Annotated in this window: 12 protein-coding genes; 6 read left to right on the top strand and 6 right to left on the bottom strand. The window is 41.9% G+C overall.

All coding sequences use genetic code 11. The features are described from left to right. Nucleotides 1–15: 15 nt before the first annotated feature. Entirely contained in the window at nt 16–912 is an 897-nt protein-coding gene (locus AC4G47_RS30150; protein ID WP_491104215.1) for a sensor histidine kinase, read from the top strand. A gap of 191 nt (nt 913–1,103) precedes the next feature. On the opposite strand, the gene AC4G47_RS30145 is transcribed toward AC4G47_RS30150, so the two are convergent. After that, a protein-coding gene (locus tag AC4G47_RS30145) for an IS3 family transposase (protein WP_491104213.1) occupies nt 1,104–2,461 on the bottom strand; the annotation gives its coding sequence in 2 pieces (ribosomal slippage) (nt 1,104–2,008 and nt 2,008–2,461; 1,359 coding nt in all). A gap of 196 nt (nt 2,462–2,657) precedes the next feature. Between AC4G47_RS30145 and AC4G47_RS30140 the strand changes: the two genes are divergently transcribed. Both AC4G47_RS30140 and AC4G47_RS30135 read left to right on the top strand, forming a co-directional pair. After that, a complete protein-coding gene (locus AC4G47_RS30140) occupies nt 2,658–3,743 on the top strand; it encodes a 5-methyltetrahydropteroyltriglutamate--homocysteine S-methyltransferase (protein ID WP_491104212.1) in 1,086 nt (361 codons plus the stop codon). A gap of 28 nt (nt 3,744–3,771) precedes the next feature. Further along, nucleotides 3,772–5,262 (top strand): aldehyde dehydrogenase family protein, encoded by a 1,491-nt coding sequence (locus AC4G47_RS30135; RefSeq protein ID WP_491104211.1) that lies wholly within the window; start codon nt 3,772–3,774, stop codon nt 5,260–5,262. Nucleotides 5,263–5,393: 131 nt separating this feature from the next. Here AC4G47_RS30135 and AC4G47_RS30130 read toward each other — a convergent pair whose 3' ends face one another. Then, nucleotides 5,394–5,846 carry a HEAT repeat domain-containing protein gene (locus AC4G47_RS30130; protein ID WP_253504582.1) on the bottom strand — a complete coding sequence of 151 codons (453 nt, stop codon included), beginning with the start codon at nt 5,844–5,846 and terminating at the stop codon, nt 5,394–5,396. Between the two features lie 223 nt (nt 5,847–6,069). Next, nucleotides 6,070–7,050: a YndJ family transporter gene (locus AC4G47_RS30125; RefSeq protein WP_491104209.1), complete on the bottom strand. Its 981-nt coding sequence runs from the start codon at nt 7,048–7,050 to the stop codon at nt 6,070–6,072. A 218-nt stretch (nt 7,051–7,268) separates the two neighbouring features. Between AC4G47_RS30125 and AC4G47_RS30120 the strand changes: the two genes are divergently transcribed. Further along, on the top strand, nt 7,269–7,937 hold the full coding sequence (locus AC4G47_RS30120; RefSeq protein ID WP_491104208.1) for a DNA alkylation repair protein: 669 nt from the start codon (nt 7,269–7,271) through the stop codon (nt 7,935–7,937). Between the two features lie 215 nt (nt 7,938–8,152). Here AC4G47_RS30120 and AC4G47_RS30115 read toward each other — a convergent pair whose 3' ends face one another. After that, a complete protein-coding gene (locus AC4G47_RS30115) occupies nt 8,153–10,051 on the bottom strand; it encodes a sensor histidine kinase (RefSeq protein ID WP_491104207.1) in 1,899 nt (632 codons plus the stop codon). Nucleotides 10,052–10,091: 40 nt separating this feature from the next. Beyond that, nucleotides 10,092–10,805, bottom strand: coding sequence for a response regulator transcription factor (locus AC4G47_RS30110; protein WP_491104206.1), 714 nt, complete (start codon nt 10,803–10,805; stop codon nt 10,092–10,094). A gap of 202 nt (nt 10,806–11,007) precedes the next feature. Between AC4G47_RS30110 and AC4G47_RS30105 the strand changes: the two genes are divergently transcribed. Further along, nucleotides 11,008–12,372: an ABC transporter substrate-binding protein gene (locus AC4G47_RS30105; protein WP_491104205.1), complete on the top strand. Its 1,365-nt coding sequence runs from the start codon at nt 11,008–11,010 to the stop codon at nt 12,370–12,372. Nucleotides 12,373–12,550: 178 nt separating this feature from the next. On the opposite strand, the gene AC4G47_RS30100 is transcribed toward AC4G47_RS30105, so the two are convergent. Beyond that, nucleotides 12,551–13,174: a hypothetical protein gene (locus AC4G47_RS30100; protein ID WP_491104203.1), complete on the bottom strand. Its 624-nt coding sequence runs from the start codon at nt 13,172–13,174 to the stop codon at nt 12,551–12,553. A gap of 514 nt (nt 13,175–13,688) precedes the next feature. Between AC4G47_RS30100 and AC4G47_RS30095 the strand changes: the two genes are divergently transcribed. Next, nucleotides 13,689–15,812, top strand: a complete 2,124-nt coding sequence (locus tag AC4G47_RS30095; protein ID WP_491104202.1) for a 5'-nucleotidase C-terminal domain-containing protein — start codon at nt 13,689–13,691, stop codon at nt 15,810–15,812. Nucleotides 15,813–15,917: the final 105 nt, after the last annotated feature.

Below are 15,917 nucleotides of genomic sequence, written 5' to 3'. Positions count from 1 at the left end.
TGAAGGTGGAGGGAAATGATCTATATAGCGATCGCTTCGGTTCTGCTTATGTTCATTTTTCTCCTTCGTCTTGTGATGATCAAGAGGGAAATGAGACGCTTATCGATCCAGGTCGAACGCCTTCATCAAGGCTCGAGCGGGAAGAAGGTCGATATTGCTCTGCTGGACAAAGATATCGAAGAGCTTGCCGGAAATATCAATCAATTGATCGATCTGGCGGTTCAATCGAACAGGGATCGAATACGCAGTGATCGCGAATTGAGACAAGCGATCGCTAATATGTCTCATGACTTAAGAACACCGTTAACTTCTATTATCGGATACACCAAGTTATTGGGAACTAGTTCTGTCACGGACGAGAAACGACGGGAGTATATTTCCATCATCCAAGCCACTGCCGATCGATTACATACTTTACTCCAAGATTTCTTCGAGTTGTCTCTCGTGCAATCTACGGATTATCAACTTAAGCTTGAACCAGTGCCCATAAATGCATTGTTATGGGAAGTGCTGACCGGGTATTACGATCAATTCAACGAGCGGCAGCTGGGACCAGACTTGCAAATAACGGATGAACCGATTGTTGTACACGTTGATCCATCGGCCGTCAAGCGCGTATTCGAAAATCTTATCGGCAATGTGATTCAGCATGCGACTGGAAAGGCAGCCATAAGTTTAAAAAAAGACGATAAGAACATTGTACTTATCGTCAAAAATGAAGCGAACAATCTGAACGAGAAAGACATAGACTCACTCTTTGATCGCTTCTACACCGCGGATCGGTCAAGATCAGGAAGAAGAACAGGATTGGGTTTATCCATTGCCGCTAGTCTCATGTTGAAGATGAACGGGCGATTGACAGCGGAGCTCCATGACGGAAACTTGGAGATGAAGTGCGAATGGAAGATATGATTATTCGCCGTTAGAATGATACGGTGAACCCTATCATAAATAGTAGTTATATTTAAAATATAAAATACTTTGAGAGATGCGAGGATGAACATAAACATAATGAAATTATCATTATGACCACTGCACTTCGCTCCACCCTATAAATCCACTACCATATGAAGTGACCCCGTAAAGTTAGACAGATTATATCTTTAGGCAACTTGTTGGGCATGAATCCGGTACCGTACCGGACTCATGCCTTTTAGTTTTGCCTTAATGCGTTTGTTGTTGTAATAATCGATGTATTTGGATAGCTCTTGTTTAAAATGTGAGACACTTTCAAATTCCTTTAAATATAATAATTCGGATTTCATAATGCCAAAGAAATTCTCCATGACGGCGTTATCGTAGCAGTTACCTTTACGGGACATACTTTGCGTGATGCCACGTTCTTCAAGGGCATGACGATACGGTCTCATCTGGTAGTGCCAACCTTGATCCGAATGAATGAGGAGTTTATCTTTATTTGTTAAACTGCAAAATGCTTGATCTAACATCGTGGAAACAAGCGAGTAGACCGGTCTTGAACCAATCGTATATGTAATGATTTCTCCGTTATACAGATCAAGTATGGGAGATAAATATAGTTTTTCTCCGAACAATTTAAACTCTGTAATGTCCGTAACCCACTTCTCGTTTGGCCTTTCAGCGTAGAAATTGCGTTCTAATAGGTTCGGTGCAATCTTGCCAATTGTCCCTTTATACGAACGATATTTCTTCATACGTACCAAACACTTTAATCCCAATACTTTCATCAAACGCTGTACCTTTTTATGATTTACATGGTGTCCACGATTGATTAACTCGTCGCGAATACGACGATAACCATAGCGTCCCTCATGCTCCTTATAAATCGCTTGTATCATGTCTTTTAGCTCTAAATCCTTGTCTACCGTACCAAACGCTTTTACCACGTAATAATACGTGCTACGAGGGATATCTGCTAGCTTTAGAAGTGCTTTCACCGAAAATTCGTTCCTTAGTTCATAGACTACTTGAGCTTTGTCTTGTTTGGTGATTTTTCCTTGTTTCGAACTAAGGCATTCAACTTTTTTAAATAAGCATTCTCCATTTTCAAACGCTCTACCTCTGCTTGTAAAGCCTCTACAGATCCTTCTACTAGCGTTTGATTCTTCTGTGCTTTAGATCCTTTTTTCATGGATGAGCGCCCCTTTTTCTTTGGTTGAAGGGCGTCTATCCCTTGTAATTCCAAGCTTTTTTGCCAACTTAAAAGGGTACTATGGCTAGGAATATTAAATATAGCAGCCGTTTCTCTAACAGACGTCCCAAATTCGTTCATATAATGAAGTACGTCTAGTTTAATCTGCGCAGGATATGATGTATAGCCCTTTTTAAAAGCTTTTTCACCATGATGCTCATATTGTCTAATCCAGTTTAAAAAGACAGAATGGTGAAGCCCGATTGATTTTGCAATGCTTTTCAAGCTTTCTGATCCCTTTTTATAACGCATAACGGCTTGTATTTTTTCATCTGAACTGAATTTAGTCATAAAAAAACTGCACCTCCAATTGGTAGTTGTGTCTAACAATTGGGGTGCAGTTCACATAGGAGGTTGTGGATTTTTGCGTATTAAAGTCTTTAGCTATTGTTAAAAGCTATGACTAGCCATGCCTTTTTCATATAACAAGCATTCCTTTTGATCATGCTATACTCATTAGACTAAAAAGTTAGAAGGAGAAATAATTATGATACCATTTCGTAATGATCATGTAGGTAGCTTTCTACGTCCTGCAGATTTAAGTCAGGCACGTGAACAATATAAATCAGGCAACATCACATATGAGGAATTAAGAGCTGTGGAAGATAAAGAGATTATTCGAATTATTGAAAAGCAAAAGGAAAATGGCGTGTTGGCAGTTACAGATGGTGAATTCCGCAGAAGCTGGTGGCATTTTGATTTTCTGGGTGGCTTGGATGGCGTAGAGTTGTATGAGCAAATAGATGGACCAAAATTCCATAATATGCAAACGCGCAAGGGTGGAATTCGTGTTGTTGGTAAAGTTGATTTCTCGAGTCATCCCTTTGTCGCGAATTTTGAGTTTTTGAAAAAGCATGCAGGTGATGCAGTGGCGAAACAGACCATTCCAAGTCCTAACATGCTTCTATATCGATTGGAAAATGACGCTAATATCTATACGAACCGAGAGCAATTCCTTCAGGATACGATTGCGGCGTATCAAAAAGCCATTCAAGCCTTCTATGATGCGGGATGTCGATACCTGCAATTAGATGATACAGCTTGGGCCGACCTGTTCTCAGACGCTGGTCACGATAAGCTACGTGCTAAAGGTCTGGAACCGGCGGAAGAGTTGAAAACGATGCAGCGCATGATTAATGAATCCTTGTCTCATAAACCGGCAGATTTAGTTGTGACGATGCATATTTGTCGTGGTAACTATAAATCGAACTATTTTTCAACGGGTGGTTATGATTACGCTTCTGAAGTTATCTTTGGAGGCTTAAACGTAGATGGATTATTCTTAGAATTTGATGATGAGCGCTCAGGTGGTTTCGAGCCATTAAAATATGTGAATCGAAAAGATTTGAAAATCGTGCTTGGTTTACTCACATCAAAAACAGGCGAGTTAGAGGATAAAGAACAAATTAAAGCTCGGATTGCAGAGGCGGCAACCTATGTACCACTTGAGCAACTTTGTTTGAGCCCACAATGTGGCTTTTCGTCTACAGAAGAAGGCAATATTTTAACGGAAGAACAACAATGGCGTAAACTACGTTATGTTAAGGAAATTGCAGAAGAAGTTTGGAATTAATCCATCTAAATAACGGAGGGGATGTAAAATGACGATCCAAGCAGACCAAGAGACAATTATAGTTGAAGCGTTCATTAATGGTCAGAATGTAAAATCCCTTTCGCAGTTAGCAAAAGAGAATCCGACAAACCCAACTGAGATCGTAGGCTATTTCCCTGTCACTACGAAAGAACAAGCGGTTGAAGCGATTAAAGCGGCGGCAGGGGCTTTTAAAACATGGAAGCAGACCTCCATTGATGAACGCATTATTATGATGCGCAAGGCGATAGAGAAGATTAGAGCAGCTGAGAATGAAATTGTACATTTGCTGTCTAGAGAGCATGGCAAGCCCCTGTATGATGCACACGGCGAAATTTATGTTTCGTTAATGTGGATGGAGTTCGCTTGTAATGAAGCCAAATCGGCTCTACAGGAAGAGATCAAAGAGCATGAGAATGGTAAAACGATTCTTTCTTACGATCCGATCGGCGTAGTGGCAGCGATTAGTCCATGGAACTATCCCATTGCTTTATCTACGATTAAGATCGCTCCTGCCTTACTTGCGGGCAACACGATTGTGCTTAAACCAAGTCCATATGCGCCACTGGCGGCAGCGAAGGTGGCAGAGATTATTGCGAGCGAGTTCCCGGCTGGTGTAATCAATGTCGTTCATGGTGATGCGGATGTGGGCGTTGAACTTACTAGTAATCCTCTTGTTACTAAAATCGCCTTTACAGGTGGAACTGCAACAGCCAAGCATATTATCAAAGCTGCTTCGGAAACGATTAAGGATATGACGCTTGAGCTTGGGGGTAATGATGCGGCTATCTTCTTGGAAAGCTTTGATGTTCATGATGAGCGAGCAATGCGCCGAATTGTCATTTCTAATTTCTTGACAGCAGGTCAAATCTGTATGATCGCCAAACGTGTGTATGTACACCGTTCTATATATGATGAGTTTGTGGAAAAATATATAGAGGCGGCAAATCGCTGGATTCGAATTGGTGATCCATTTGATTCAAATACGACAGTAGGCCCGATTAATAACCTGAAGCAGAAGAATTACGTGCTTGGTTTGGTGGAAGATGCGCAAAATCGCGGGGCTAAGGTCATCCCTCTCGGCCAAATTCTTGATCAGAAGCTGTTTGACCAAGGTTACTACCTACAACCTACGCTTGTTTTAGATTGCGATGTTCATGATCCCATTGTGGTGGAGGAACAGTTTGGTCCTACGGTTCCGATTCTGCCATTTGACAATGAAGAGCAGGTTATTCATCTACACAATGAAAGCATATATGGATTGACGAGTTCTGTGTGGGGGAAAGAAGAGGATGCCATCTCCGTCGCACGTCAACTCGAAGCTGGAACGACGATGATCAATACAGCTGCTGTGCAGGGTCTCGACGTTCGGTTCCCTTTCGGTGGCTTCAAGCAATCGGGTATTGGCCGTGAATACGGCGCGGAAGGTATCCGCACTTATACAGAAAAACATGTCATCAACGTTCCGAAGACACTGGATCTTCCTTATATACCAGAATAAATCTTGTAGCACACAACTTCGCATCGTACAGGGAATGTACATGTGAAATTGAATGTAGGTTCTAAGAAATAAAGAAGCCACTCCATTTTTTGGAGTGGCTTTGTACTCAGCTATTATACGGTAAACGGCGGCTATCTTCTACCTAGTGTCTCCCAAATTCCATGGAGCCAGGAGTCGAACTCAGCATCTTTGTCGCCCTCGTAAGTATCATAAATATCCAGACGTGTCTTTTGCAGTTTTTCCTTAAATTGCTCAAATGTGTGACCTTCAGGAAGGCTTTTTTTAATCCGTAGCAAAATTTTGTTAGTACCTTTAAACAGCTCACCTTTGTTTTTGGCAGGCATTTGTACATCTTCATCCAACTGCTTGAGCTTTTGATATGCGGCTTCGCGCACTTGAAACACTTGATCATTTTTCAAAACATGCTGCAGCAATTTAATGGTAGGGGCTGTATTCCAGTTCCCCAATTCGTTCACTGCATTCAGTCTTTCTCTCCAGCTCGACGTCCGGTTAGCCGCTCGTTTGAGCTCTTCAAAGTTCTCCGGTAGTTCGTTAACTGCTCCAATATCATGGTTGTTCGTCAAAATTCAATCTCCTTAATCATCGCCATCTCGGCAGAATGATGAATGTTATTTATGTGATCACTATTATAGCACGAACCTGACTAAACTACTCCTATGAAGCCGATTGACAGCCTGAAAATCACATTCACCAATTCATGTTTTTGCATGGGCAACAGGATGGGAATTTTTGTGTTCCATCCAGCTTGCCCACTTATTTTTGTATGTAATCACTCATAAAGATGTATCAACCTCTATTCTCCTCGACAATCTTTTTTTTCTTAATGAAGTCTACCGTGTACACCCAACCAATCAGTCCACATAAAACAAAACCAAACGCATGCAGAGATCCGTAAATGGGAATGAAATCGAGTATAGTTAGGGAAAACATGTTTCTCAGTAACGGATAGAAAATAGAAAGGACGACAACCGCGTAAAAGGCTAGACAAGATAGGCCTAAAAAGATGCTCGCCTTATTATCCAAAGAGTTTTTCCTCAAGTAAGTAAGGAGATAAGCGGTGTAAACCACAATATTACAGGCGAACAAAGTGACACCAATGTATTCAGTCGGCTTGGAGAAAATCATACCAATAGCAATCAAGATGGGTCCGATGATATCGATGGCAACGACCCAGGGATACCAGCTTTTCTTCGTCATAATGCGTCCCAGTGCACCAATAAAAATTGGAACGATAGCAGATGAGAAATGAAAGTGGAGTGAGCTTAACGCGTGCGATGCAGGATTAGCTTGGAAAAGGTTCAATTGATATTGATATAAGGTAAACCAAATGCCCCCGATAAAAAAATAAACGAGCCCCGCGCCAATCGCTATTTCCGCTGCTTTTCCTTTAGAGATCACAATAGTGGTCAAGCCATAAATGCCAAGCAGCAATGTGAACAGTAGCCACCCAAGGGACAGAATCCCTGGAATTGCCGTACTTTCTAACCCCCACATCTTACTACTCATTACCGAGGCCAGGGTAAGAAGCGCAGCGGGAAATTGAAGCCATTTAATAGCAGCATAAATCCTTCGTTGATGTTTATTCTTTTCGTCATGGTTCAAAAGTAAAATCACAAGAGGTACAATGACGAAAGCCGCAAAAATTAGAAATTTTTCAACAAGTTCGAATTGAAAGTAATCAAGATTAAATATCAGGATGGCTATGATTGCACCGGGAAACACTGGTGCTAATAATGATTTCATTAGTTGCTTCAGGGAACTATTCATGGGGTTTCCTTTCTAACTACGTTTCTCGTAATAACTGCCTGTATCCAGTTGTGTAGCGTTCTTTAGTATAGATCAGCAATTCTTCTTTTAGTAGTCTAACACATTTATTTGTCAATATATGAAAATAAGCTTATCTTACTGCGAGAAGGATCCATATGGGAGAATATATGCAATAAGACTTATAACGAAATTAGGACATAAAGGAGCTGTGGTATCAAATGAATAAGAATGAAGGTACAGAAATGAAATGCTCTTCAAAAGCAGAAAATATTCTACAACAGATCAATAGTAAAACTAAGCTAGGCGACTTACGAAAAATCGCGAAGGATATTAAAAAAGATCACGAACTAGCGATGGAACTTTGGTCAACCGAAGCGTTTTTACCCAGACTATTAGCAATCTTAATTATGGATAAAAAACTTCTCTCACAAGAAGTGCTAAATAAGCTTGATAAAGATATGCAAACTCACACTTTTGATGAGCGAAATAACTTAATGGATTGGTTGATGGCTAATCAGCTAACCAAAGACAAGAAGACAATTGCATTGATGGAGTCATGGGAGAATAGCCCTTCTGCTCTTCAAAGGCGAGCCTTTTGGTATTATCAAGCGCGATTGAGATGGACTGGACAGACACCTCCTGATAACACCGAAGACTTACTATCTGCAATTGAAGCTAAAATTACGCAGGAAGAACCGGAAGTTCAATGGGCTATGAATTTCATTGCAGGCTGGGTAGGCATTTATGATCAAAAGTATCGTGCACGCTGTATTAAACTTGGTGAAAATACAGGTCTTTATAAAGACGAAATGGTATCAAAGGGTTGTACTCCTAATTATTTGCCAGAGTTCATTGCGATTGAAGTTAATAAACGAAATAAAAATTAGTTACCCCTAAAAAGTTCATTAGTGTTTATTGTTTGCTGTGAAAATAAAGGAATTCGAATTCTCAATATGGAAAAAGGATCTGGATGTAAGCTTCCAAATCCTTTTTGCTTGGAGGACAATTATAACCGTATTTTTTTCTTCCTCGCTTAATATTTTAGGGTTAAACATGCCGACACTATTTCTTTTACTTGCCCTGCTTATTTCAAGAATCTCAATTAGGTTGAATTCAGCAAAGGCGCGCTTTGGCCGTTAGCTTTTCGCTCATAATTTTTCTTCACAGGAATTTCGAAGCTCCAGTCTCCGGTGAGCAGATCCTGCTGATCTGGGCCATTGGACAGAACTAACTGATTTACGTTGACTTTCAACAGGAACTGGTCTGGAGGTGGCGAAGTCCCGATAAAATAAAAATGGAGTGTGCCGTTTTTGGCAAACACTACTCCTGAATCCGTGGCGATGCTGGGAACTGCTTTTATCGTTGAAGAGTCCAATGTAAAAGTCGGTTTGACCGACTGTTTCACCCACTGCGTCTCCGATATCTGGTTAGAATGTTTCATAGAGTATTGGATAATTAGGTCATGTCCGTCGTAACGGTAGCTTTGGATGAGCAGTGTATAGTCTTTGTCTGTTTTACCGGTGATTAGAACCAATTCATCCTTCTCGGTTGTTGGCATCAGCGTTGAGTTTTCATTTTCAGAGAAGATGGAAGGCAACTTTACCACGAGATTAGAGGTAAATGAATTATTCACGCTGAATAGTACCACCGCGCAGACGAGCAACAAGATCATGGGTACAGCAGCTATCCTAGAGTGAGACAGGCGCCGAATCCAAGGAAATATTCTTTGTTTTGGTACAAGGTCTTGTTCCGGAAGCACAGTCGATATCCGATTGATTTCGTTTTGAACTTCTTCCGTAACAGCCACTTGCGTCTGATTGGGTCCGAACACCGATAACCGTGTCTCAAACCAGGTTGCCTTTTTGCTGCTGTGCGCAGTGATGCCTCCTCCGTGTACCTCGACAATACTTTTTGTTATGGCGAGACCGAGACCTGTACCTCCGGTCTGCTTCGACCTGGAGCTGTCTACCCGGTAGAAACGATCGAAAATAAAGGGTAAATCCCGCTCGGGAATGGGGACTCCATAGTTTTGGATTCGCACAACTATCATATCTCCATCTTGTGCAATATCGATATCGATATATTTGCCCGTACGCCCGTACTGGATGGCATTGGCGAGTATATTCTCGTATGCCCGTACCAACAATGCTCCGTCCGCTTGGATTTTGAAGTCTCCTTCTTGAACATTCAGCCTGATTTGCATGCCTGCACTCTCGGTAATCGGCACGAATTCTTCGGCAAGCTGGCCAATTAACCCGGTCATATTAAGCTCGCTGAGTTCCAGAGGCATGCCATTGTTGACCCGTGTGTATTCGAATAATTCGTCGATCAATCGCCGAAGCGCCAAAGATTTCTCATATGCAATGTTGATGTAATAGCGCATCTCCACTTCATCTTGATACCGATCCTTCTCGATGACTTCGAGAAAGCCAAGAATGGAGGTCAGAGGAGTTCGCAGGTCATGAGATACACCGGTAATCAGATCGTTTTTGGTTTTTTCCGCCTTGCGTTCCTCCGCAATCGAATGCTTCAACTGCATGCTCATCCGGTTGATGCTGAGCGCTACCTCTCCCAGTTGATGATCAGCAATTTCCGGGATTTGATGGTCGAACTGCCCGCTAGCAATCTCCCCCAGACCGCGTGTGATTTCCGCAAGATAATGATCCCATTCACTGCTCAATTGATTCATACTCTCCGCGATGACGCTTAACTCATCCTTGCCCTTAACCCTTACGACCTGCCCGAACCGCCCTGCCGATATTTCCTGCAATCCTGTGTTGATTTCACGTAAATCCCGAACCAAACGGAGGCTGGCAAGGAAGAAAGTGATAGGGAACAAGACGATACCGGTTATGATCATCACGCGAATGGACCCGGCATACTCAATGAGCCAATTAATCGGGATAGCCACGTATTCAATTTTTTGCAGCGCTCCCGCCATGACATACCCCAAAAAAATAGCTACGCCTGTTAAAACCAGGCTTGAAACCATGATCAGCATTAATCTCCACCGAATCGTATACAGCCACTGTGGTTGGATCCTACTCACCCCTTGCTTTTAAATCGCTTTCGATTTTGTATCCAATCCCCCACACGGTTTTAATGATCCGCGGTTCACGTGGATTGGATTCTATCTTCTCACGGAGCTTACGGATATGAACCATGACGCTATTCTTCGATTCCATAAAGGGCTCGTTCCAGACTTCTTCGTAGATGCGATCCATGCTCAGCACCATCCCTCTATTGACAGCCAGCATGTGAAGGAGCGCGAACTCGCGGGGAGTTAATTTGATTTCCTGCTGGTCGACCGTTACCGTGTGTGATGCATTATTAATCACTACGTTTTCGATATGTATTTCGTTCGCATTGCCCAAAACGGAGTTGAACTGGTTCATTCTCCGAAGCTGCGACTTGATCCGTGCGATCAGCTCGAGCGGGTTGAATGGTTTGGTTACGTAGTCGTCAGCGCCGATACTGAGGCCTGATATTTTATCGATATCTTGGCTTTTAGCGGACAGCATAATGATGGGGATCGGATTCGTCTCTCGTATTTTCATACACGCTTGCAAACCGTCCATCTTCGGCATCATTAGATCCAGTACAATTAGATCCACTTGCCTGGTCTGCAGAATCTTCAGCGCTTCCATCCCATTCGATGCTTGCAGTAGCTTGTAACCTTCGTTATTGAAATAAATACTCATTAATTGGATAATTTCCGCTTCATCATCCACCATTAAAATTGTGCTTTCTGCCATAGATCCTCCCTATTCCAGCATCTTCCTTAATTGAAGAGCATCTCGATAATTATAAGCGATATTCCTTATGCATTGAATAACGTCAGCATGATTTAAGGAAATGATAAGAAGTTCGGTAGTTAGATGATAAGCTTTTGTTTCTATACTGAGTACAACACAAGCGAATAATCGTTTGAACAATACATGAGTGGAGGTTTTATTTTTGAAGCATAAGGTATTACAGAAGGCCATGCTTGTTAGCCTTAGTGTTATGTTAATCGGTATTTCAACAGTTTTTAGCACAGGCAAGCAAGTCTCTGCAAATTCGGACAACGAGGCAGATTCGACACGTACTTTAAAAGTATTGTACTGGAACGAAGATGATTTCAAAATGACATATGGAGATCTGTTTAGTCAGAAGTATCCGAATATAAATATTGAAGTAGTTACACCTGGAGGTATGGAAGCGATTAAGGATTACAACGGGGCAATCAATAAGTATTCACCCGATCTTGTGATGCTACCCCCGTACCAATACCAACAAATGTCTAAAGATAAAAAGCTGGTCGATTTAGACCCTTTAATTAAGCGAGATATGTATGACACGACAACGTTATACCCCGGCTTGCTTGATGAATTGAAGAAACAAGGCGGTGGCAAACTTTATGGGTTAAGCCCAAAAGCGGATTCCTACGCTCTTCTGTATAATGCTGATTTATTTAAAAAGTACAATGTTAAAACTCCAACGGATGGGATGACATGGGAAGAGATATTGAATCTTGCTAAGAAATTCCCAACCAAGGGAGATAAGAACTCCCGAATTTGGGGCCTAAGCTCCTTTGGATCGAGCAATTTGGTAATGGATATCGCCAGAACAGAAGGATTAACGTACATGAATCCAAATACCCTAAAGGCCACTGCAAATACAACAGCGTGGAAAAATGCCTATCGTCTGTCGAGCGAGGCAACGAAGTCCGGGGTACTTGACGAAATGATCAGTCTGTCCGGCAAAAGTTACTTGGAAAGTAGCTCGTTCATTATGGGACGATCAGCTATGAAAGTAGCCTCTATTAGTCAGTTGCAGTCCCTGCAAGCAGCCAAAAAAGGTGTGAAGAATTACAAACCTTTCAAGCTTGGTATTGCTGCCGGCCCTGCTGCTAAGGATCGAAAGTCAACAGGGAACGTGTATGTTAATGAGATATTCGCAATTCCAGCAGGCGCATCTCAGGTTGATGCCGCTTGGGATTTCATCAAACATTTCAATGGAGATGAATACGCTAATGAATACTATAAACCCAAGAACTCGAATAATAGTATCGGTGCTCCACTATCTCGCATGATTAAGGAGTACTCTGGTTACAAGATGGATGCATTCTATAAATTAAAACCTAACCTGGATTCATCCATAACAAGTTATGTTCTCATGGACAAGTCACCAAATTTTGAATTGAGATTTCGATCAGTTGTATTGAAAGAATTGACACAGGTAGTAAAAGGGAAGAAAACATTAGACAAAGCAACGGCTGCTATTCAATCCAGCACTCAAGCTGTTGCTGATAAATTGAAAAAGGCTCAGACGGCAAAATAATAGGTTCTCCAGACTTGTTATATTTCCTCGGAATGTAGAAATCGGAACAGTTCATACGACATTATATAGAGGTCAGCCGTGGTTTACTGGTTGGCCTCTTTTTGTTAAGTGATGAGTCTATCAGCTTTCCTGGATAAACCAAAAAAAGAGCCGCGCATTATGCGGCTCTCCATCTATTTTAGCGCCCGCCCGTATTGGAAGCCCAGACCGGAATCCAACTATTCGGATAATTACTATTGGTCAGGGTTGTGTTATAGAGAACTAAATTTCCATCACTTTGCATGACCAGTGTGTCACCCGTTGTGTTAGCTGGCAAGCTGCTCCCATGATGGCCTGCAATCCATGAGTTGGTATTGGGAGACCAAATAGATTGAAGTGTTGAAGTATCAGTTACCCAAACCCGGTCATAGCCCCAACCGTAGTAATACTCATATTTTCCTGAGACAGGATTGAATCCATAACGATAACCATATTGGTATACATCTTGATATGATCCGCCATAAGAGTACATTACCGGCTTCCCAAACGATTCAAATTTGAACGAAAGAGCCCCGCTGTTACTAGTCCCGCTACTCCAAAGAGAAGAACCGTTTTGATAGATGACAAAATTCCCGTCATTCTGCCAGATGGCTGAAAATCTACCATCCTGGGAGGTGAGGTAGTCACCCTTCGCCATGCTTTGACCGATCGTGAGCTTATCTCCAAGATAACCCGCAGAAGCCGTTGCTGGTACTGCGAATGCTAAAATCAACAAGCAAGCCAAAAGAACTCGAAAAGATTTGGGGAAGAGTAGTTTATTCATTGGACACACTCCTACATTTCATATAATGGTTTTACATAGATAAGTATATTATTTCGGTTGTTATGTGATACATTATTGCATTCAGTTAGGCGTGGTGAAGGATAGGTCAACACTTCCCCCATCGGTGGAAAAGAGGAATTACGAGCCTCTATGGTCTCAGGACCACCTCCTTAAATGGATAGTGTGATGCTTTGAATGATGTAGTGAGTATTATGCTTTTGGGGAGTTGTAACGTCAGAATGATGCCTGTATTGATAGTTGGTTCACTGTACTCTACAAGTTAAATACTTTATTTACCATTATAGCAACTTAAAAGATAAAAGCCATATATTTCTATGTAAAATCTCTAAGAATAACCCAATTGAGATATATATAAATCTTTTTACAGTCCGTCCGTTTTTTTTCTATAAAACTCTGAAATTTTTACATTGGTTTCATATACTTTACGATATTTAAGAATAAATTTATGCTAAAATATTACAGGATCTGAAATTGGAGAGGGGTTTTGTAATTCATGTCTTGGAAAAAATTTGTGAGTAAAAGTACAGTTGGGGTGGCTACTACTGCACTACTACTCACCCAACTATTGGGCGCAGCAGGTTCTGTCTCTGCCGCAGGCAACGATGTAGAAGTACACTTGATTGGAATCAATGACTTGCACGGTCAGTTAGATACCACATCGATGGTTGGTGATAAAAAGGCAGGATCTGCCCCAATTCTAGCAACCTATCTCAAGGAAGCTCAAGCCAAATATGAACATTCCCTACTCTTCCATAATGGAGACTCTGTTGGTGCATCTGCTCCAGTCTCATCTCTCGACCGTGATGAGCCAACGATGGAATGGATGAATATGATGGGCTTTGATGTAGCTTCCTTGGGCAATCATGAATTCGATCATGGTATCGGTGCACTAAAAGCACAAATCTTTGGTGGTCTTGATCCCAAAGAAGGTAAGGTAACGCATGCTGGTGCAAAATTTGATTACGTCAATGCAAACGTCATTGAAACCGCCACTGGCAAAACATTGATTCAGCCCTATGTGATTAAAGAAGTGGGCGGAGTCAAAATCGGATTCATCGGATTAGTGACGAAATCTACACCTGCCAAAGTATCCCCATCGGGCACCGCTGGTGTGCGTTTCTTAAGTCCAGAAGAAGAAGTGGAAGCTGTTAATAAATATGCAAAAGAGTTACAAGATAAAGGTGTAGAAACGATCATTGTCTTGGCGCATGATCCAGCAACCACCAAAGAAGGCGTAACAACAGGAGAAGCGGCTGATTTGGCAAAAGCTCTACCAGCAGATTCCCCAGTTGACGTTATCGTTGCAGGTGACAATCATGCTTTGGCTAACGGTGAAGTGAATGGAAAGTTGATCGTACAAGCTTATTCATATGGTACGGCATTTGAAGATATCAAGCTGATGATTGACCCTGCTACCGGGGATGTAACTGAAAAATCAGCTACGATTACAACGACGTTCCAAGAGGGTGTAAAAGAAGACCCTGAGACGTTGGCTATTATTAAAAAATCATTGGACAAGCATCCTGAGCTGACAAAGCCAGTAGGTACAACGGATGGTTCTGTTACGCGTACAGATGCTTATAATAACGAAGCCCCTCTAGGTAACCTGATTGCAGATGCAATGCGTCAAGCAGACTTTGGTGATAAAGCAACCGATGCTGACTTTGCATTCATGAATCCAGGTGGTATTCGTGCGGATCTGCCACAAGGCGATGTGACCTTTGCTGATCTTGCCAAAATCCAACCGTTCGGAAATACTTTAGTGAAACTGGAGCTGACTGGTGAACAGGTTAAAAGCTTGTTGCAACAGCAATGGGGAATCAATGCTGACGGTACACCTAATACCAAAACACTACAAATCTCTGGTTTGAAATACACTGCAGATTTCAATAAGCCAGTTGCAGAACGTATTACTGGTCTTAGTCTGGAAGATGGAACAGCGATTGATCCTGCAAAAACATATACGGCTGTAGTTAACAACTTCATGGCCGCAGGTGGAGACAACTATAAAGTGCTGCTGGATGCTAAATCATCCTTGGCAGGTCCTATCGATTTGGATGTATTCTACGAGTACATTGTCGAAACATATAAAGGCGGTAGCATCGAGGCTAAAAATGTAGGACGCATCAAGAACCTTGCTGTATCTACCGAGCCAACTGAAACACCTGTAGACACAGAAGTCATTACTCGTGCTGAATTTGTAAGTGCTCTGGTCGACATGTTGAAACTAAACGAAGTAGCTACAGCACCTGCATTCAAGGATGTTGCTGCCAATGCTGCATATGCAGATGCGATTGCTGAAGCTACGCACGCTGGATTCATTCAGGGTTATGGTGGAAACTTCTATCCTGATCGGGACATCACGCGTGAGGAAGCTGCCACAATTCTTGCTAAATTGGTGAACGATCAAGCTACGGATAAAAATGCAGCTGCGATCATTGCTGGTTTCGAAGATGGTAAATCCGTGTCTGCCTACGCAATTAAGCCTATGGCAAAACTGATTGACAAAGGTATTCTTGGTGCAACAGATAAAAAATCGCTCCAACCTAAACAAGGCCTTACTAATAATGATGCAAAAGCTTTAATTGAAAAAGCTGTTGCAGCCAAAGCTTCATAATGTAGAACTTATTCCCGCCTTATATTTAAAACAGGAAAACACATCCTATTGGAGAATGCCATATCCCAATGTAGGATGTGTTTTTTCATGTTTAGATATCAGATC

This window comes from Paenibacillus sp. Negev47 (assembly GCF_058313655.1).
Note: the sequence above shows the minus strand (reverse complement) of the source record. Positions and strands in the feature narration are given on the sequence as shown.

Coding starts and splice junctions, on each gene's coding strand:
- AC4G47_RS30150 (WP_491104215.1), top strand. CDS start 16: ATGATCTATATAGCGATCGCTTCGGTTCTGCTTATGTTCATTTTTCTC.
- AC4G47_RS30140 (WP_491104212.1), top strand. CDS start 2,658: ATGATACCATTTCGTAATGATCATGTAGGTAGCTTTCTACGTCCTGCA.
- AC4G47_RS30135 (WP_491104211.1), top strand. CDS start 3,772: ATGACGATCCAAGCAGACCAAGAGACAATTATAGTTGAAGCGTTCATT.
- AC4G47_RS30125 (WP_491104209.1), bottom strand. CDS start 7,050: ATGAATAGTTCCCTGAAGCAACTAATGAAATCATTATTAGCACCAGTG.
- AC4G47_RS30120 (WP_491104208.1), top strand. CDS start 7,269: ATGAATAAGAATGAAGGTACAGAAATGAAATGCTCTTCAAAAGCAGAA.
- AC4G47_RS30115 (WP_491104207.1), bottom strand. CDS start 10,051: ATGCTGATCATGGTTTCAAGCCTGGTTTTAACAGGCGTAGCTATTTTT.
- AC4G47_RS30110 (WP_491104206.1), bottom strand. CDS start 10,805: ATGGCAGAAAGCACAATTTTAATGGTGGATGATGAAGCGGAAATTATC.
- AC4G47_RS30100 (WP_491104203.1), bottom strand. CDS start 13,174: ATGAATAAACTACTCTTCCCCAAATCTTTTCGAGTTCTTTTGGCTTGC.
- AC4G47_RS30095 (WP_491104202.1), top strand. CDS start 13,689: ATGTCTTGGAAAAAATTTGTGAGTAAAAGTACAGTTGGGGTGGCTACT.